Origin of the sequence: Chelativorans composti, from assembly GCF_039541695.1 — a bacterium.
Classification (GTDB): domain Bacteria; phylum Pseudomonadota; class Alphaproteobacteria; order Rhizobiales; family Rhizobiaceae; genus Chelativorans; species Chelativorans composti.
On record NZ_BAABGS010000075.1, the window covers coordinates 71,311 to 89,683 of the forward strand.

Here is an 18,373-nt window from a genome sequence, read left to right on the forward strand (position 1 = left end):
TCAGGCAGGGTAAAGGGCGGATCATGAAAGCCAAGGACGCAGACATTCTGATCGTGCCCGGATTCGCCAATTCCGGCCCTGACCACTGGCAGAGCCGCTGGCAGGCCCGCCTTCCCTCGGCCCGCCGGGTCGAGCAGCGGGAATGGCTCAAGCCTGTCCTGGAGGACTGGGTGAGCACGCTGGCCGAGACCGCCAACGCCGCCACGAGGCCGCTGGTGCTGGTCGGCCATTCGCTGGGCGTCCCGACCATCATTCACGCGCTGCCGCACATCCGCGCGAAGATCGCGGGCGCCTTCCTGGTCGCGCCCCCTGATGTCGCAAGCCCCAACATCCGCCCGAAGCACTTCATGACTTTCGGGCCCTATCCACACCAGCGCCTGCCGTTTCCATCCATCGTCGTGGCGAGCCGCAACGACCATTACGCAAGCTTCGAAACGGTGGAGAAGCTTGCCAGCGCGTGGGGCTCGCTGCTGCTGGATGCGGGGGAAGCCGGCCACATCAATACTGACGCCGGCTACGGCCCATGGCCGGAAGGCGGCATCGCCTTCGCCCGTTTCGTCTCCAGGCTGTGATCACTTCCCCTCATGCCCCGCCTGGCGCGGCGTGGGGAAGCTGAGGGCAGCTTAAACCACCTCGAGGCGCCGGTGCGGCGCGGGCGGAAGCTCCACGGCAATTCCGTCTCCCGCCCGAATGACGCCGCCTTCGATGACGATCCCCATCACGCCAGCCTTGCGGATCACCCGCCCGTCCGGCGTCTTGTCAAGCAGCGCGTACATGAGCCCCTCCTGAAATCCTTCGATGAGCTTGCACGGGCTGCGCAGACCGGTGATCTCCACCACCGCCTCATCCCCGATCCTGAGCCGCGTGCCGGCCGGCAGGTCGAGCAACGCGATGCCCTGCGTGGTGATGTTCTCGCCGATGGCGCCGGGATAGACCTCGAAGCCCTGCGCCCCGAGCTCCTTCAGCGTCTCCTGTGCGATGAGATGCACCTGCCGCAGGTTTGGCTTCTCGGGGTTCTTCGCCCGGGCGTGGCGGTGCATGACGGTCGGGCCCGCATGAGCGTCGCCCTCGACGCCGAGACCCGCTATGAGTCTGATGGAGGTTTGCACCGGCTTGGTGAAACTGTGCGTTGGCGAGGCTGCCACCGCGACGACACTGCCATTCATGGGGAGATGCCTTCTGCTGGACGGGGAATGCCCGTCCAGCGCTTACAGGCTTGCCCGGGCTGCGGCAAGCAGATTGCTTGCACCCTGAGCCATGTAGACGTTTTCATTGCCGATGGCGAAGAAGCGGAACCCGGCCTTGTGGAACCGGCCGACTGTTGGCGGATCGGTGATGTAGATGCCCGCGTGCTTGCCTGCGGCCACCGCCTTCCGGCCGACCGCCGCGATGGCGTCCATGATGTCCTCGGCCAGCGGGTCGATCCTCTCCCCGCGGAACCAGGCGATGGAGAAGTCCGACGGCCCAACGAACACCCCGTCGATTCCCCCGACGCCGAGGATCTCGTCCACGAGCGCATAGGCCTCGCGCGTCTCGATCATGGCAAGCGCCAGCGTGTTCCGGTTGGACTCCCTGAGCCACTCCTGCGGATCGGTCCTGCCCATGCGCTGCATGCCGAGATAAGGCGCCCACGAGCGCTCGCCGAGCGGGGGATACTTCATGTGGGCAGCGAAGCGCCGCGCGTCCTCGACCGTGTTGATCATCGGCGCGATTACGGCCTCGGCGCCGAAGTCGAGCGCGCGGCTCGCCATGTCGAACCTGCCGACGGGAATGCGCACCACCCCGTGCCGGGCGGAAGCCGTGATCGGTAGAAGGGAGCGCTCCACGCTCCCTTCGTCATGCGCGCCGTGCTGCATGTCGAGGGTGATGGCCTGGAACTCGAGTCCGGCGATGGCCTCCACCACACCGGCGTGAGCGAGGCCCGACCATGCCGAGAACACTGCCTCTCCGCGCGTCAGGCGTTCGGCCAGCAAGGTCATCGGCTAGTCCTGCGGATTGATCTGGTTGGTCGCTTCGGTCAGCAGGTCGACCATCCTGGTGCGGATCTCCTCGTCGGAGATGGAAATGCCTGCCGCGTCGAAATCCGCGCGGATCTTCCGGAAGACGTCTTCGTCGCCCTTCTCCCGGAGGTCGGCCTTGATGACCTCGCTGACATAGGCTTCCGGATCCTTGCCTAGCTTTTTTGCTGCCCAGACGCCGAGGAGCCTGTTTCGCCGCGAGATGATCTTGAACTTGGTCTCCTCATCGTGGGCGAACTTGCGCTCGAAAGCCTCCTCACGTTCTTTCAGGGTGCTCATACGCTCTAACCTCCAGTAGAAGTTCTTCATGGAAGCGAACCTGAAGACGGCTGCGCCGTCAAGTGAAGGACGCATCTTGCCGCACAATGGTTGATAGACGCAAATCACAATTGAGATGGCGCACCAATTGCGCTAAGAGCGCCCCAAGCCGTGTTGGCCGTGTATCTTGCCGAGTCAGGCCGCAAACACCATCTGAAAGACCGGCAATCTAACTCAGAGTTAACGCTATGACCCGTCGCCGCCGCATTTACGAAGGCAAGGCCAAAATCCTCTATGAAGGCCCCGAGCCAGGTACTCTCATCCAGTTCTTCAAGGACGACGCGACAGCGTTTAACGCCAAGAAGCACGAGGTCATCGACGGCAAGGGCGTGCTGAACAACCGCATCTCCGAGCACATCTTCGAGAACCTCAACCGGATCGGCATTCCCACGCACTTCATTCGCCGTCTCAACATGCGTGAGCAGCTGATCAAGGAAGTTGAGATCATTCCGCTCGAGGTTGTGGTGCGCAACATCGCTGCCGGCTCGCTGGCCAAGCGCTTTGGCCTCGAGGAAGGCACGGTGCTGCCGCGTTCGATCATCGAGTTCTATTACAAGGCCGACGCGCTCGATGACCCGATGGTCTCCGAGGAGCACATCACGGCCTTTGGCTGGGCGACCCCGGCCGAGCTCGACGACATCATGTCGCTCGCCATCCGCATCAACGACTTCCTGTCCGGCCTGTTCCTTGGCGTCGGCATCCAGCTCGTCGACTTCAAGATCGAGTGCGGCCGTCTGTGGGAAGGCGATACGATGCGCATCGTGCTCGCCGACGAGATTTCGCCGGACTCCTGCCGTCTCTGGGACATTGCGACCAAGGACAAGCTGGACAAGGACCGCTTCCGCCGCGACATGGGCGGCCTGGTCGAGGCCTATCAGGAAGTGGCGCGCCGTCTCGGCATCATGGGTACCAACGAGACGCCCAAGCCCTCCGGGCCGGTTCTCGTGAGCAGCAAGGACGACGGCGAGACCCGCCACTAAGCGTTGATCGAACCGACGGCTCCCGTGACGGGAGCCGCTGGACTTTTTGCAGGACCGCAGGAGATCAGTCAGAGTGACCAAGGCCCGAGTTATCGTTACGTTGAAGAATGGCGTCCTCGACCCCCAGGGCAAGGCGATTGAAAGCGCGCTGGGCGGTCTGGGCTTCGCCGGCATCGGTTCCGTCCGCCAGGGCAAGGTGTTCGACATCGTTCTCGAGGAGACCGATCCGGCCAGGGCTGAGGCTGCCCTGAAGAAGATGTGCGAGCAGCTGCTCGCCAACACGGTCATCGAGGACTACAGCATCACTATCGGCTGACCGCTGGTCCCCGTCCGCCTCCCCTGACGCTATCCGGAACAAATGCCATGAAATCAGCAGTCATCCAGCTCCCCGGCCTCAACCGCGACCGCGACATGATCGCGGCGCTGACGAAGATTTCGGGCAAGGCGCCGGTCACGGTGTGGCAGACTGAGACGGAGCTTCCCGACGTCGACCTGATCGTCATCCCTGGCGGCTTTTCCTATGGCGACTACCTGCGCTGCGGCGCGATTGCCGCGCGCATGCCGGTGATGCGCGCCGTGGCCGACAAGGCCGCGAAGGGTGTCACGGTGATCGGTGTCTGCAACGGCTTCCAGATCCTGCTCGAGGCGGGCCTGCTGCCCGGTGCGCTGATGCGCAACGCCTCGCTCAAGTTTGTCTGCCGTGAGGTGAAGCTCGAGGTCGCCAACGCCAACACCGCCTTCACCCGCGCCTATGCCCAGGGCCAGATCATCCGCTGTCCCGTCGCCCATCATGACGGCAACTACTTCGCCGATGCCGAGACGCTGAAGCGCATCGAGGGCAACGGCCAGGTGGTCTTCCGCTATGCGGAGGGCACCAACCCGAACGGTTCCATCAACGACATCGCCGGCGTGATGAATGAGGCCGGCAACGTCCTCGGCATGATGCCCCACCCCGAGAACCTGATCGAGTCCGCCCATGGCGGCACCGACGGCCGGGGCCTCTTCGAGAGCGTATTGGGAATCGCAGCGTGAACCTGACCGAGACGGCCCTTCCCGCCTCCAGGAGCCGATGGGCTGCAGCTGCCCTTGTCGCGCTTGCCGCGCTCGCGGGCTGCCGCGAGCAACCTCCGGCCGGGTCTCCGGTCCCGACGGGCAATCAGGCCGCCGTCTCCGCCCTGCAGGCGATCAATGCCAGCGCCCACGAGTGCTGGATCCGCTCCAAGGATCCAGCCTTTGCTGGCCTTCGCCTGATTCCGGAACTCGACACGCAGTACGGCCGCCCGCGTCTCCTGCTTCTCAGGAAGAACAGCACCCAGGGTCTGCCCGTCCTCGTCATCGAGGCCTATGGCAATCCTGCCAGGGTCGAGACCTATGGTCCCCTTGCCGCCACGCCGCTCGGCAACCGCATCGGCAACGATGTCCGGCGCTGGTCGGCTGGCACGCGTACATGCGCCGCCTGAACCAGGCGGGGAAACGCAACTGTCTGTTTGAAAGGTTGAAACGGAATGAGCAACCCGAACGCGATCCCCATCACCCCGGAACTGGTGGCCGCGCATGGGCTCAAGCCTGACGAATATCAGCGCATCCTGGACCTGATCGGCCGCGAGCCCACCTTCACGGAGCTGGGTATCTTCTCCGCCATGTGGAACGAGCACTGCTCCTACAAGAGCTCCAAGAAGTGGCTGCGCACGCTTCCTACGTCCGGTCCGCAGGTCATCCAAGGCCCCGGCGAGAACGCCGGCGTGGTGGACATCGGCGACGGCCAGGCCGTGGTCTTCAAGATGGAAAGCCACAACCACCCGTCCTACATCGAGCCCTACCAGGGCGCGGCGACGGGCGTCGGCGGCATTCTGCGCGACGTGTTCACCATGGGCGCCCGCCCCATTGCGGCGATGAACGTCCTGCGCTTCGGCGCGCCTGACCATCCGAAGACCCGGCATCTCGTTTCCGGCGTCGTCGCCGGCATCGGCGGCTACGGCAACTCCTTCGGCGTGCCGACCGTGGGCGGCGAGGTCCAGTTCGACGAGCGCTACAACGGCAACATCCTCGTCAACGCCTTTGCCGCGGGCCTCGCCGACGCGGACAGGATCTTCTACTCCAAGGCTGAAGGCGTGGGCCTGCCGGTTGTCTATCTCGGCGCCAAGACGGGCCGCGACGGTGTCGGCGGCGCCACCATGGCCTCCGCCGAGTTCGACGAGACCATCGAGGAAAAGCGCCCGACAGTCCAGGTGGGCGACCCCTTCACCGAGAAGTGCCTGCTGGAAGCCTGCCTCGAACTGATGGCCACCGGCGCTGTCATCGCCATTCAGGACATGGGCGCGGCTGGACTCACTTGCTCGGCCGTCGAGATGGGCGCCAAGGGCGATCTCGGCATCCGCCTAGACCTCGACAAGGTGCCGGTGCGCGAGGAAGGCATGACGGCCTATGAAATGATGCTCTCGGAAAGCCAGGAGCGCATGCTCATGGTGCTCCGCCCCGAGAAGGAGGCCGAGGCCGAGGCGATCTTCCGCAAGTGGGGTCTTGACTTCGCCATCGTCGGCGAGACGACCGACGACCTGCGCTTCCGCGTCTTCCACAAGGGCGAAGAGGTCGCGAACCTTCCCATCAAGGAGCTGGGCGACCAGGCTCCCGAATACGACCGTCCGTGGGTCGAGCCGAAGCCTGCCGCGCCGCTTGCCGACGCTGACGTTCCGCAGACCGATCCGGCGGAGGCGCTCCTGAAGCTGCTCAATTCGCCGAACCTCTCCTCCCGCCGCTGGGTGTGGGAGCAGTATGACACGCTGATCCAGGGCAACTCGCTGCAGATCCCCGGCGCCAACGCCGGCGTCGTGCGCGTCGAGGGACAGGAGAAGAAAGCCCTCGCCTTCTCCTCGGATGTGAACCCCTTCTACTGCGAGGCCGACCCCTACGAGGGCGGCAAGCAGGCCGTTGCCGAGTGCTGGCGCAACCTGACGGCAAGTGGCGCTCTGCCGCTGGCCGCCACCGACAACCTGAACTTCGGCAATCCCGAGAAGCCGGAGATCATGGGCCAGTTCGTCTTCGCCATCAAAGGCATTGGCGAGGCCTGCCGCGCGCTCGACTTCCCGATCGTCTCGGGCAACGTTTCGCTCTACAACGAGACGCTCGGCACCGCGATCCTGCCCACGCCCACCATTGGCGGCGTCGGCCTGATCCGCGACTGGTCGCGCATGGCCCGCGTCCGCTTTGCGGCTGAGGGCGAGGAAATCCTGCTGATCGGCGCGCCGGCGGAATGGGGCACGCACCTCGGCCAGTCGGCCTATCTCCGTGAGCTCTTCGGCAAGAAGATCGGCCCGGCGCCGAAGGTGGACCTCGCCCACGAACGTCGCGTCGGTGACTTCGTCCGTGGCCTGATCCAGGAAGGCATTGTCACCGCCGCCCATGACATTTCGGACGGCGGCCTGGCTGTCGCCATCGCCGAGATGGCCATCGCCTCCGGCATCGGCGCAACCATCGAAGAGCCGGCGGCTCCGTCGCCCATCGCCGCGTTCTTCGGCGAGGACCAGGGCCGCTATGTCGTGACCGCCCTGAAGGGCACCGCCGCCAAGCTCGCCGCGCCCGAGGGCGTGTCGGTGCAGCTGATCGGCGTGACCGGCGGCACGGCGGTGAGGCTCGGCAACGCCGAGCCGGTTTCCGTCGAGGCGCTGAAGCAGGCCCACGAAAGCTGGTTCCCGTCCTTCATGGACGGCAAGCCGGCCTGATCCCGGGCATAACGCAGGCCATGTGATCCCTCGAGGCGCGGGGCTTTCCCCGCGCCTTTTTCATTGCCCTTGCCCGCCCTATATCGGCTGAAGAACGACCGGGGTTGCCGTGGTCCACAGCCCGGGGCTCGACGGGCGCCCGCGGTTTGATTTTCCGCCACGCTCGCGGCATTCTCTGAGTCGTCTCAGCAAGGAGTATTTGCCAGTGGCAATGGACGCAAAAGAGATCGAACGTCTCATCAAGGAAGGCATTCCGGACGCCCAGGTGGAGATTCGCGATCTGGCCGGTGACGGTGATCACTACATGGCAGTCGTGGTTGCGGAGAGCTTTCGCGGGCTTTCCCGGGTGCAGCAGCATCAGAAGGTTTACGAGGCCCTGAAGGGCAACATGGGAGGAACGCTGCACGCGCTTGCGCTGCAGACCAGCGTGCCCAACTGAGCGCACTGACCCGTTTCACGCGGCGCCACCTGCCCAGCAGGTGGCGTTTTTCTTTCGGGGAACCCAAGCGGTGCCGGACACCTGCCCTACTTCAGCATCGGCCAGAGTGTGAGCGCGAGCAGCACCCCCATGCCGATGTTGAACCACTTGAGCCGCAGCGGATCGGCCAGGAACTGCCTGAGCGCGACCCCGAAGGCAGCCCAGGCGGACACGCACGGCAGGTTGACCAGCGCGCACGGGATGGTGACCAGAAGGGCTGAAAGGAATGGCATCTGCGGGTCCGCGTAGAGCGCCATGACCGTCACTGCCATCACCCACGCCTTCGGATTGATCCACTGGAAGGCGGCCGCCTCGGAAAAGGTCATGGGCCGTCCCTTCGCGTCCCCGTCCTTGGCCATGCTGCGCGACATGGCAATTCGCCAGGAGAGGTAAAGCAGGTAGGCTCCGCCCAGCACCTTGAGCGCGAGGTGCAGACCCGGATAGGCCGTGAGCAGCGCCCCGAGGCCGAAGCCAACGCCGAGGAGCAGCGAAGCGAATCCCACACCGATGCCCATCACATGCGGGATGGTCCGCACAAAGCCGAAATTCACGCCGGAGGCCAGCAACATGAGGTTATTCGGCCCCGGCGTGATCGACGAGACAAAGGAAAAGACCACCACTGCGGCAAACGTTTCGTAAGACATGGATGTCCCCCGAGGGGGCTGGTGCGCCGGTCGTTCCGGTCGTACCGCCTCCCCGCTCTGACCGATGCGCCTCTTGAACGCAATTCCGGCGGGAGCCCGGAACGTGCGCCCGCCGGAACCGTTGGAAAATCAGGGACCTGCGCGGCTTCCCTGAGAAGTGGTCTCAGCCCTCGAAAAGAAGGCTGCAAGTCCTTGCCGGAATGGCGTCAGATAAGTTCAGAGCCCTTCCGGACCGCGGTTCATGGCTGCGACGCCGGTGCGGCACACCTCCACCAGCCCGAGCGGCTTCATGATCGCGATGAACTGTTCGATCTTGGAGACCCTGCCGGTGATCTCGAAGATGAAGTGCTCGGTGTTGGCGTCGATCACATGGGCGCGGAAGGCATCCGCCAGGCGCAGAGCCTCCACGCGGGCCTCGCCCTTGCCTTTCACCTTGATGAGGGCAAGCTCGCGCTCCAGCGGATGGTCGTGCTGACGCTCGCGGGCCACCTGGGTAAGGTCCACCACGCGGTGCACCGGCACGATGCGCTCCAGCTGATGCTTGATCTGCTCGATCACGTGCGGCGTTGCGTGCGTGACGATGGTGATGCGGGACAGATGCTGCTCGTGTTCAGTCTCCGAGACCGTCAGACTGTCGATGTTGTAGCCGCGGCCGGAGAACAGGCCGATCACGCGCGCAAGGACACCCGGCTCGTTGTCCACGAGCACGGCAAGCGTGCGCTTTTCCGCCTTGGCGGTCTCCTTGGTGATGAAATAGGCGGACCCAGTCGGTTGAAGCTGAGCGTTCATGGTAATCTCTCGGTAACCTTTCCGGATGGAGCGTCATGCCGGACCTGACGGCCCGGCGCGCTCCCGTTGATTGGTTCCGCGCCGGCCGCTGACGGACCGGCGCGACGGTCTCGCGACGGTCCGGGCTAGACCAGCATCCGCCCTTCTTCGCCGATCGCGTTGGCGACGGCCTCGTCCGTGGCCTCGTCCGGAAGCAGCATCTCGTTGTGCGCCTTGCCGGACGGGATCATCGGGAAGCAGTTGGCGAGGTTGGCGACGCGGCAGTCGAAGATCACCGGTCCCGGCGTGTTGATCATCTCCATGATGGCGGCATCGAGATCCGCCGGCTTCTCGCAGCGGATGCCGCGGCAGCCGTAGGCTTCGGCCAGCTTGACGAAGTCAGGCATCGCCTCCGTGTAGGAATGCGACAGCCGGTTGCCGTGCAGCAGCTGCTGCCACTGGCGCACCATGCCCATGTACTGGTTGTTGAGAATGAAGATCTTGATGGGCGCGTTGTACTGGACCGCCGTGCTCAGCTCCTGGATGGTCATCTGCACCGAGGCGTCGCCCGCGATGTCGATGACGAGCGCGTCCGGATGCGCGATCTGGACACCCAGGGCCGCCGGCAGACCGTAGCCCATCGTTCCGAGGCCACCGGAGGTCAACCACCGGTTCGGTTCCTCGAAGCCGAAATGCTGGGCGGCCCACATCTGATGCTGGCCGACTTCGGTCGTTATGTAAGGCTTGCGGTCCCTGGTGAGCTCGAAGAGCCGCTGGATCGCGTACTGCGGCATGATCACGTCCTCGCCCTGCTTGAAGGCAAGCGAGTTGCGCGCGCGCCAGCGGTTGATCTGATCCCACCACGGCTGGAGATTGGCCTTGTCAGCCTTGGCGGTCGCGCGCCACAGGCGCACCAGATCCTCGAGCACCCGGCCGGCATCGCCGACGATCGGGATGTCGACGCGGACGTTCTTGTTGATCGAGGACGGATCGACGTCGATGTGGATCTTCTTCGAGTTGGGCGAGAAGGCGTCGACGCGGCCGGTGATGCGGTCGTCAAAGCGGGCGCCGATGCACAGCATGACATCGCAGTCGTGCATGGCCATGTTGGCCTCGTAGGTGCCGTGCATGCCCAGCATGCCGAGCCAGTTCGGTCCGCTGGCCGGATAGGCGCCGAGGCCCATCAGCGTCGAGGTGATCGGGAAGCCGGTGAGGTTGACCAGCTCACGCAGGAGATGGGAGGCTTCGGGTCCGGAATTGATGATACCGCCGCCGGTGTAGATGATCGGCCGTTTGGCAGTCTTCAGGAGATCGATGGCAGCCTTGATGGCAGCCGCATCGCCCTGCAGGCGCGGTTGGTAGCTGGGGCGTGGCGCCGTCTGCGGCGGCGTGTAGATGCCGCGGGCGAACTGGACATCCTTCGGAATGTCAACGACCACCGGTCCGGGGCGGCCGGTGCGGGCCACGTGGAAGGCCTCGTGGAGAATGGCGGCAAGCTCGTTGACGTCACGCACCAGCCAGTTGTGCTTGGTGCAGGGACGGGTGATGCCGACCGTGTCGCACTCCTGGAAAGCGTCGGAACCGATCAGCGTGGTGGGCACCTGACCCGTGATGCAGACGAGCGGGATGGAGTCCATCAGCGCGTCCTGCAGCGGCGTGACGGCATTGGTGGCGCCGGGGCCGGAGGTGACCAGCATCACGCCAACCCGTCCGGTCGAGCGGGCATAGCCCTCCGCCGCGTGTCCCGCCCCCTGCTCGTGGCGCACGAGGATGTGCTCGATCTCGTCCTGCTGGTACAGCTCGTCATAGATCGGAAGGACGGCTCCTCCCGGATAGCCGAAAATGTGCTTAACGCCGTTGTCCTTCAGCGCCTGAACCACCATTTCGGCGCCCGTCATTTCCTGCATTGTCGTCTCCTGCCACTTGGGCGCTGGCGCTTGTGCGTTCATCTGCTTTCCTGCCCCATTCGATCACGGACCTCATACTGCCATCGCTGGCAAACCGGCAATAAAAAAGGCCCCCGGAGGAGCCTTCGTTCGCACATGAGCGGCTGTCGCCCGGCGGCTACGCCGCCTTGCCCATGTGCCTTCCTACTACGAGAATGACGTAATTGTTCATGCGCGAACCATAAAAGCACTTGTTTTGATATGTCAATCAGGAATCCGTGCGGCGTAAAGCGCCCGGAGCCGCTCGCTTGCCCATGTCAGGCAGGCAGGTCGCAACCGCCACTCCCTTGTCCACCGCCTCGGAGAACGGCCCGGGAAGCTCTCGCGAAGCCGGCACTGGGCGGAAAACCACAGAGCGGCGGATGGCTTCGCCGCCTGCGTCTTTCGCTTCCGGTCCGATCGCTCGGTCAGGCGCGGATGTAGTTGGCGCCTGGGGCCTGCCCGGTGGCTTTCGTCTCGGGCGCCCGCTGCAGGTAGATGATCCGTGCCGGACGGCTCACCTCCGCTTCGACCTGCCGCGCCAGATCCCGGACAAGCGCCTTCTTCATGCTCTTCAGCTTCTTGGTGGCGAGACCTTTCAGCTCGGCGACCCGGGACTTCTTCTTCGGAAACTCGACCACCATCGTCTCCTCGGACGGGCCGGCGATCACAGTCTGTTCCGGCTCGTCGATGTCGGGAGTTCGCTTCTGGAAGCCCTGCACGAGCTCGGCCAGTCGCTTGCGCGTCTTTTCCTCGCTTTGGGTACTTCTGTAGACGACAACGGCCAGCCGGTCATCGCTTGAGGACGAGCTTTCGGTACCCGAGATGGAGCTGGCCTCGCTCATCTCCGCGATACCGCTGTCGTCGCCGGACGCCACGGAGGATCGGTCCGGGGCGGCGGCAATGGCAAGCCGGACCGCCGGCATGACCGCCGGCATGACGGCTGGCAAGAGGGTCTGCACTGGGGCCGTTGATGCCCACAGGTTTTCCGTCTTGAAGACGCCGCTCAGATCCGGACGGAAACCGAGGTTGCACAAGAGGCGTCCCTTGGTGTCGATGCGGAAATCGTCATCCGTCAGCGCCCCCACGTTGATGCCCGCCGCTGACAGGCGCTGCTGGAATGCCGCCCGATCCTTGACCAGCAACGCCTTGATGTTCTGCGCCACCTCAGCCTTCCTGGCCGACTTCTTCTCCAGTGCCGCAATGATATCCCTCATGTTGGAGAACGTCGGCAGATCCCGATCGTCCCGGAATACATGCGCGAGATAGCCGCCAGGCAGCTCCACCACAGAAACGTACCCGGTCAGGCTTCCGTCCCGGCTGTGATCCAGGCGGCGCGCCTTCTCGAACAGATCCGCCAGCTGCCAGGTGACGTTGTTGCGCATGCGGCGCACGGCGACCGGGCGGCTGTCTTCCCGCGGCAGCCGGATGACCAGCTTCGCAGCTTCCTTGTTCGAACTTTCAAGCGCCTGCAGGCTGGCGTCGGTGCCAGGAAGCTCTGTGACGCCATCCTTGGCGGAATATTTGATGCCGTCGAGCTTGACCTTCATCATGCCGCGCTTGTCCTGCTCGACGCGGGCTTGCCGCTCGCTCAGCTTCTCGAAGGCCTGCAGGATCCCCCGATGCAGGATCACCGTGTCCACCCCGGCAGCCGCCGGTCCGAGATCACGGATGAGATCCATCGCGAAGCGTTCGCCACTCGACACGAACATCAGCCGGCGCGGGCCGGCAAGCTCGTCTGAAGGATTCCGCTCGAACTCCTCGGCCCAGGCCTGGGCAAACTGCTTTGCCAGGTCGGGCGCCTGCACCGTCGGCTTCTGTCCATTCTGTGCCTGTAGCACCTTGTAGGCCACAAACGCACCGGCAGCTCCAGCAACGCCAACCAGGGCAGCCGTCGCGCCGAAGCTGATCGTCAGGTACACAAGCCCCGAGAACAGTGCGGCGGCAACAACCCCATACCCGAGACGGCCGACGACCGAGGGCGTGCATCCCGAGATCTTGTCCATGAGCTGCTTGCACACGCGCTTCCAGGTGCTGCGGGGCTCGGGCCTCTCGCCGTTGGAAGGCGTGATGATCCTTTCCGCCCGGGTCACGATACGGTTCCACCCGCTTCGGGAGAAGGCCGCCCGGCCATAACCCCGGGGAAGGCCCTTGGCGTTGTCTTCGACATCCTTGAGGAGACTCGCCAGATCGCCGGCCTTCACGTCCCGGTATTTCCGCGACGAAAACAGCTTCTTCTCGAGATCCGGACGGATCGTGTAATCCAGCTCATGGCTATACTTTTCCAGCGCCTGGCGGATCATGTCGCGCACGGCGGTTCTCTGCTCGACCAGGCTGCGCCGGGGGAGATGGATGGCGTCCCTCAGACGGTCCAGCGTTGACCGGTCATCGTCCTTGACGGCCAGAACGGGCCTGCCGTCTTCGAGGGTGTAGGTATAGACGATCTTGTCCATTCGAGGCCCTTTGGAATAGTCGCTACGAGTATAATGACCTGAAAAATCGCAAAAATTACCAGTCATTTCGGAATTTATTGGATACCTCATCCAACTATCCTCCTAGGTGACCGTCAGAAATTATTTCCTTCCATACGGAAAATTTCTGCACCATTCCGAAGACAACGCTTCGCACGAAAGGTGCGTCAATTTCGGAAACAGGAAAAGCAACCATCATGATGGGCCGCTCCTCATCATTCAGCGCGAAATAGAGGCCATCGGTCACGTTCCAGAGAAACGAATACTGCATGAGCATCACGAGCTTTTCGCGCGGGAGCTCCGGCATCTCGCCGAGATATTCCATGGAGAAACACACGCGGCGCGCCTGTTCGTCCAATTCGACGGATATGATGTCGGCGCCGGTCAGGATTCTCCATGCGCCGTCCTCATGCCGGACAACGTCCGCATGGCCGGCGACGGCATCGTGCAGCGACTGTTCAATGGTGTTGGCTGGACCACCCAAGGACGACCTCAAATAACATTTATGGAGCCAAGTTCCGTATCGCTTTTACTGACCTTATGTATTACCGATCAAAGTACAGACGCCAAATTAGACACCAAAAACAAGGAGAATGGTGACGAATATTACACTTCCATCATATTCATTCATAAATGTAGACTGAGATCCAAGATCTTTTCAGAGAATTTTCCCGTTTACCACCCTTCAACCATTCCCGATCACGACCCTTTAATGATCTACACCTAACGTCACGGTCGATTGGGGGTGCTTGTCATGTATGTTGAAAATTACAATCGATCGAATGAAGCGACCGCGCAGGAAAGACGTGCGGCTGGCCAGACCCCGGACCGGCTGATCGGCCAGGTCAGCCGGTGCGATGGATCGACGGCCGTCATCACGGGAATCTATGCCGATCCCGAACACGCGGCCCACCTCACCGTCGGCAAGCTCATATCCGTCAATCTGGGCACCATCCGGACGGTCGGCCTTGTCTATGCCGTGGAACAGGCCCCGTTCGCGACGGAAGGCGGAGCCCTGTCCGTTTCGGTTTCGGTGGAGTTCCTGGGAGAGGTCCGCGACAACGGAACCGGGGTGATCTTCGATCGTGGCATCACCGAATATCCCTTCATCGGCGCACCCGCTCACCGCATCCGCGCGAGCGATCTCAGGGCGATCTACGACCTCGGCGGCAAGCACGCCATCCGCATCGGCAGCCTGTCCCAGGACGGCATGATCGACGCAACGGTGGCGGTCGATGAGATGCTCAGCCGCCACTTTGCGGTCGTCGGCACCACCGGCGTCGGCAAGTCGACGGCCGTGAGCCTGCTGCTCCGCAAGATCGTGGAAGCGCGCCCGGACCTCAGCGTGCTCATCTTCGATCCCCACAACGAATTCGGTGTGCCGCTGGCCGACCATTGTGTCCGGCTCAATCTGAAGACGCTTTCCCTGCCGTTCTGGCTGTTCCGCCTCGATGAGCTGACCGAAGTGCTCTACCGCGGCCACGCGGCGCCGCCCGAAGAGCTTGAGCTGCTGCGCGACATCATCGTGCATGCGAAGCTCGCCCACCGGGACCCGGGCGGCGTGCTGCGGCGCAAGCTGGACTCCACCGGTATCACCGCTGATACCCCCATGCCCTATCGCATGGCGGACGTGCTCCGCGAGATCAACGACCGCATGGGCGCCCTTGAAGCCAAGTCGGAACGGCCGCACCTCCGCCATCTTCGGCTCCGCCTCGAAGCGGCGATGAACGATCCGCTCTATCGCTTCATGTTCGGCGTTCCGGCAACCGAGGAAACCATTCACGAAACCATCGGCGCCATCTTCCGCATCCCGAACGACGGCCGGCCGATCACCTGCTTCGAGATGGCAGGCATTCCGGGCGAGGTAGTGAATGCTGTCTGTTCGGTGCTGGCCCGCCTGGCCTTCGACCTCGCGAGCTGGAGCGACGGCAAATTCAAGGTTCTGGTGATGTGCGAGGAAGCGCATCGCTACGTGCCCTCCGATCCCCGGCTGGGCTTCGAGCCCACGCGGCTCGCCCTGGCGCGGATCGCCAAGGAAGGCCGCAAGTACGGCTGTCACCTGGGCGTCATCACCCAACGGCCCGGTGACCTGGACCCGACGGTCCTCTCACAGTGCTCGACCATCTTCGCCATGCGGTTGTCCAACGAGAGCGACCAGGCAATCATCCGCTCCGCGATCGGTGACGCTTCGGCCTCTACCCTCGCCTTCCTTCCCGCGCTCGGACAGCGGGAGGCGATCGCCTTCGGCGAGGGCGTGGCGGCAACCATGCGTCTGCGCTTCGAGGAGGTGCCCCCGTCTCTCCTGCCCGGCAAGCCCGAGAATGGCGACGGCGCCCTGACACGCGCGAATGCGGACATCCGCCAGATCATCGACAGGATGCGCAGCGTCACGCAACCCATGGCGGGTTCGCTGCTGAAGCATTCCTATGACCTCGGTTCCGAGGTTCCGGATGGCGACGCAGGCACGTATCCGGCCGGACCATCCTTGTCCGGCGGCTCCCGCTTCTTCAGCCGCTAGATCCGGGTCTTCAGCGTCGCGGCGCGCCGCTGCAGCATGAGCAGAGCCTCTGACGGAAATGACACGAGAAAGAGGGCATCGCCGCCGTGCGCCCTCTTTCCTTGCAAACACACCGCTACACAGGCACGCGCTGCCAGTCGGGCCCGAGCTGGTGCCGGAACCAGGTCATCTGGCGCTTGGCGTACTGCCGGCTGGCCGCCTTCGCCCGTTCGGCCGCTTCCTCCAGGGAGATTTCCCCGGCGAGACAGGCGGTAAGCTCCGGCACGCCGATCGCCTTGGCGGCCGGAAGCCTGGGATCGAGGTTCAGGCTGTTGAGCGCCTTCACCTCGTCGATGGCCCCGAGCTCGAGCATCCGGTCGAAGCGGTCTGAGATGCGCTGCGCAAGCACCTTCCGGTCTGGCTCCAGCACGATCTTCTCGGCGCCGGCCCCGTCCACCAGCGGCACCGACCTCTCCCGCTGCCAGCTGGAGATGGAACGTCCTGACGCGTCGAGGACTTCCAGCGCGCGCACGATCCGCTGCCCGTCGGATGGCATAAGCCGTGCGGCGGTCTCGGGGTCCCGTTCTGCGAGCAGCCGGTGCAGCGCCTCTGCGCCCTCCTCGGCAAGCCGCGCGCGCCACCCCTCGCGGATTTCGTCAGGAATGTCGGGCATCGGCGAGAGCCCCTCCGTGAGTCCGCGGAAATAGAGCCCCGTGCCACCCACGAAAATGACGGGACGCCCCTCAAGCCGGGGGTCCCGGAGCAGCTTCTCCACGTCCCGAAGCCAGGCGCCCGTGGAATAGGAGACGGACGGATGGATGTGGCCGAACAGATGGTGCGGCGCCCGCACCAGCTCTTCCGCCGAAGGTCTCGCCGTCAACAGCGAGAGCACCGAATAGACCTGCATGGAATCGGCGTTGAAGATCACCGCGCCGCTACGCTCGGCCAGCTCGATCGCACGAGCGGTCTTGCCGCTGGCAGTCGGTCCCGCTATCAGGGTGGCGCCCTTCAGCATGGCAACCCCGCCAGCATATCCGGACATTCCCATGGCTCTCGTCGCAACGCTCATCTCCAATCCAAAGGCCGCAGATCTCAGCCAGGCAACCGCGAATATGGCAGCAGATGCGCTCGGCGCAACCTCTGTCGCGTGGCTGGCGCCTGAAATCGCCTGTGACATTGCGGTTCCCGCCGGCCTTTCCCGCGAGGAGGCGGAGGGTCGCCTGCGCGGGGCCCTTGCGGCCAAGCCCATCGACGTCGCCGTGCTCGAGGCGGAGGGCCGCCGCAAGAAGATGCTGCTCGCCGACATGGACTCGACCATGATCGACCAGGAGTGCATCGACGAGCTGGCTGCCGAGATCGGCATCAAGGACCATGTGGCCGCCATCACCGCGCGTGCCATGAACGGCGAGATCGCCTTCGAGCCGGCGCTTCGCGAGCGCGTGGCACTGCTCAAGGGCCTCGACATCTCCGTCATCGACCGGGTGATCGAGCGGCGCATCACGCTTGCCTCCGGCGGCCGCGAGCTGGTGGCCACCATGCGCGCAAACGGCGCCTACACGGCGCTGGTCTCCGGCGGCTTCACGGTGTTCACCGGCCGCATCGCCGCCATGCTCGGCTTTGACGAGCACCGCTCGAACACGCTGATTGAGGAAAACGGCAAGCTCGCGGGCCTCGTCGCCGAGCCGATCCTTGGCCGCGAGGCCAAGGCCAGTTCGCTGATCGAGATTTCGCAGCGACTCGGCATCGCTCCTGCCCAGGTGATGGCCGTCGGCGACGGTGCCAACGACCTCGACATGCTGCGGCTGGCAGGCGCCGGCGTGGCGCTCCATGCCAAGCCCTCCGTCGCCGCGCAAGCGCAGATCCGCATCGACCATGGCGATCTTACCGCACTGCTCTATCTTCAGGGTTACAGACAGGAGGAATTCGCCAGATGAAGCCGATCGTCACGGAACGTCTGCTGCTGCGCAACTGGGAGGAGCGCGACCGTGACCTCTTCCACCGGATCAACTCCGACGATGTGGTGATGGAGTTCTTTGACTTCCGCCGCACCCGCGAGGAAGCCGACCGCGTATTGGACCGCATGCGCGCCGGCATCGACAACCTCGGCTATGGATGGGCCGCCGTCGAGCTGCGCGAGACCGGCGAGTGCCTCGGCTTCACCGGCATCTCGCCGGTGACGAACACCCCGCCCGTCCCCGACGGCGAGATCGAGATCGGCTGGCGTTTCGCCCCCGAACACTGGGGCAAGGGCTATGCGACGGGAGCCGCCCGCGCCTGGCTGCGCTTTGGCTTCGAGGAACTGGGTCTGCACCACATCATCGCCTTTGCGGTGGAAAGCAACGAGCGATCCATCGCCGTCATGAAGCGTCTCGGCATGCTGCCGGATCCGGCGCGAAATTTCCTGCATCCGCGCGTGGCGGAGACCCATCCGCACCTGCGTCCGCATGTGGTCTACACGATTACGAAGGAGCGCTGGCAGGCCCGCGCGCACGGGTGAAGGCTTTCGGTGAAGCCGCATGCACGCGGTTGGGCGGCCCTGACAAGCAGGCGGACTG

Annotated in this window: 19 protein-coding genes; 10 read left to right on the plus strand and 9 right to left on the minus strand. The window is 64.2% G+C overall.

Annotation, left to right across the window (positions count from 1 at the left end; all coding sequences use genetic code 11):
* Nucleotides 1-23 precede the first annotated feature (23 nt).
* Nucleotides 24-572, plus strand: coding sequence for an alpha/beta hydrolase (locus ABD906_RS15550; RefSeq protein ID WP_165278709.1), 549 nt, complete (start codon nucleotides 24-26; stop codon nucleotides 570-572).
* A gap of 51 nt (nucleotides 573-623) precedes the next feature.
* Here ABD906_RS15550 and ABD906_RS15555 read toward each other — a convergent pair whose 3' ends face one another.
* The 3 genes from ABD906_RS15555 to ABD906_RS15565 are packed head-to-tail and all read right to left on the minus strand — an operon-like array spanning nucleotide 624 to nucleotide 2,297.
* Nucleotides 624-1,166, minus strand: coding sequence for an MOSC domain-containing protein (locus tag ABD906_RS15555; RefSeq protein WP_165278710.1), 543 nt, complete (start codon nucleotides 1,164-1,166; stop codon nucleotides 624-626).
* Between the two features lie 42 nt (nucleotides 1,167-1,208).
* Nucleotides 1,209-1,979 (minus strand): HpcH/HpaI aldolase family protein, encoded by a 771-nt coding sequence (locus ABD906_RS15560; RefSeq protein WP_345100579.1) that lies wholly within the window; start codon nucleotides 1,977-1,979, stop codon nucleotides 1,209-1,211.
* Nucleotides 1,980-1,982: 3 nt separating this feature from the next.
* A complete protein-coding gene (locus ABD906_RS15565; protein WP_165278712.1) occupies nucleotides 1,983-2,297 on the minus strand; it encodes an ATPase inhibitor subunit zeta in 315 nt (104 codons plus the stop codon).
* 227 nt (nucleotides 2,298-2,524) lie between these two features.
* Between ABD906_RS15565 and purC the strand changes: the two genes are divergently transcribed.
* The 6 genes from purC to ABD906_RS15595 all read left to right on the plus strand — a co-directional run bounded on the left by purC (nucleotide 2,525) and on the right by ABD906_RS15595 (nucleotide 7,474).
* Complete coding sequence (purC, locus tag ABD906_RS15570; RefSeq protein ID WP_165278713.1) at nucleotides 2,525-3,316, plus strand: phosphoribosylaminoimidazolesuccinocarboxamide synthase; 792 nt, start codon at nucleotides 2,525-2,527, stop codon at nucleotides 3,314-3,316.
* 73 nt (nucleotides 3,317-3,389) lie between these two features.
* Nucleotides 3,390-3,632, plus strand: a complete 243-nt coding sequence (gene purS, locus ABD906_RS15575; protein ID WP_165278714.1) for a phosphoribosylformylglycinamidine synthase subunit PurS — start codon at nucleotides 3,390-3,392, stop codon at nucleotides 3,630-3,632.
* A gap of 47 nt (nucleotides 3,633-3,679) precedes the next feature.
* Nucleotides 3,680-4,348: a phosphoribosylformylglycinamidine synthase subunit PurQ gene (gene purQ / locus ABD906_RS15580; RefSeq protein ID WP_165278715.1), complete on the plus strand. Its 669-nt coding sequence runs from the start codon at nucleotides 3,680-3,682 to the stop codon at nucleotides 4,346-4,348.
* The gene (locus tag ABD906_RS15585) at nucleotides 4,345-4,776 is read left to right on the plus strand and encodes a hypothetical protein (RefSeq protein WP_165278716.1); all 432 of its coding nucleotides are present in this window, start codon (nucleotides 4,345-4,347) and stop codon (nucleotides 4,774-4,776) included. The genes purQ and ABD906_RS15585 overlap by 4 nt, the downstream gene beginning before the upstream one ends.
* A 45-nt stretch (nucleotides 4,777-4,821) precedes the next feature.
* Entirely contained in the window at nucleotides 4,822-7,035 is a 2,214-nt protein-coding gene (gene purL, locus ABD906_RS15590; protein WP_345100583.1) for a phosphoribosylformylglycinamidine synthase subunit PurL, read from the plus strand.
* 205 nt (nucleotides 7,036-7,240) lie between these two features.
* The gene (locus ABD906_RS15595; RefSeq protein ID WP_165278718.1) at nucleotides 7,241-7,474 is read left to right on the plus strand and encodes a BolA/IbaG family iron-sulfur metabolism protein; all 234 of its coding nucleotides are present in this window, start codon (nucleotides 7,241-7,243) and stop codon (nucleotides 7,472-7,474) included.
* 86 nt (nucleotides 7,475-7,560) lie between these two features.
* Here the strand turns inward: ABD906_RS15595 and ABD906_RS15600 are convergent, their stop codons facing one another.
* From ABD906_RS15600 to ABD906_RS15620, 5 genes are all read right to left on the minus strand, one after another.
* Nucleotides 7,561-8,157 carry a LysE family transporter gene (locus tag ABD906_RS15600; RefSeq protein WP_165278719.1) on the minus strand — a complete coding sequence of 199 codons (597 nt, stop codon included), beginning with the start codon at nucleotides 8,155-8,157 and terminating at the stop codon, nucleotides 7,561-7,563.
* Nucleotides 8,158-8,373: 216 nt separating this feature from the next.
* Nucleotides 8,374-8,946, minus strand: a complete 573-nt coding sequence (ilvN, locus tag ABD906_RS15605; RefSeq protein WP_165278720.1) for an acetolactate synthase small subunit — start codon at nucleotides 8,944-8,946, stop codon at nucleotides 8,374-8,376.
* Between the two features lie 125 nt (nucleotides 8,947-9,071).
* Nucleotides 9,072-10,874: an acetolactate synthase 3 large subunit gene (locus ABD906_RS15610; RefSeq protein WP_345100586.1), complete on the minus strand. Its 1,803-nt coding sequence runs from the start codon at nucleotides 10,872-10,874 to the stop codon at nucleotides 9,072-9,074.
* A 404-nt stretch (nucleotides 10,875-11,278) separates the two neighbouring features.
* Nucleotides 11,279-13,303 (minus strand): hypothetical protein, encoded by a 2,025-nt coding sequence (locus tag ABD906_RS15615; protein WP_345100588.1) that lies wholly within the window; start codon nucleotides 13,301-13,303, stop codon nucleotides 11,279-11,281.
* 94 nt (nucleotides 13,304-13,397) lie between these two features.
* The gene (locus ABD906_RS15620; RefSeq protein ID WP_165278723.1) at nucleotides 13,398-13,805 is read right to left on the minus strand and encodes a type III secretion system chaperone family protein; all 408 of its coding nucleotides are present in this window, start codon (nucleotides 13,803-13,805) and stop codon (nucleotides 13,398-13,400) included.
* 270 nt (nucleotides 13,806-14,075) lie between these two features.
* On the opposite strand from ABD906_RS15620, the gene ABD906_RS15625 reads away from it, so the two are divergent.
* On the plus strand, nucleotides 14,076-15,839 hold the full coding sequence (locus tag ABD906_RS15625; protein WP_345100590.1) for an ATP-binding protein: 1,764 nt from the start codon (nucleotides 14,076-14,078) through the stop codon (nucleotides 15,837-15,839).
* A 115-nt stretch (nucleotides 15,840-15,954) separates the two neighbouring features.
* On the opposite strand, the gene miaA is transcribed toward ABD906_RS15625, so the two are convergent.
* Complete coding sequence (gene miaA / locus ABD906_RS15630; protein ID WP_345100698.1) at nucleotides 15,955-16,866, minus strand: tRNA (adenosine(37)-N6)-dimethylallyltransferase MiaA; 912 nt, start codon at nucleotides 16,864-16,866, stop codon at nucleotides 15,955-15,957.
* Here miaA and serB point away from each other — a divergent pair.
* Both serB and ABD906_RS15640 read left to right on the plus strand, forming a co-directional pair.
* Nucleotides 16,865-17,752 (plus strand): phosphoserine phosphatase SerB, encoded by an 888-nt coding sequence (gene serB, locus ABD906_RS15635; protein ID WP_345100592.1) that lies wholly within the window; start codon nucleotides 16,865-16,867, stop codon nucleotides 17,750-17,752. The two genes, miaA and serB, sit on opposite strands and share 2 nt — an antisense overlap.
* A complete protein-coding gene (locus tag ABD906_RS15640; RefSeq protein ID WP_345100594.1) occupies nucleotides 17,749-18,315 on the plus strand; it encodes a GNAT family N-acetyltransferase in 567 nt (188 codons plus the stop codon). Before serB ends, ABD906_RS15640 begins: the two co-directional genes overlap by 4 nt.
* The last annotated feature ends 58 nt before the right edge of the window (nucleotides 18,316-18,373 follow it).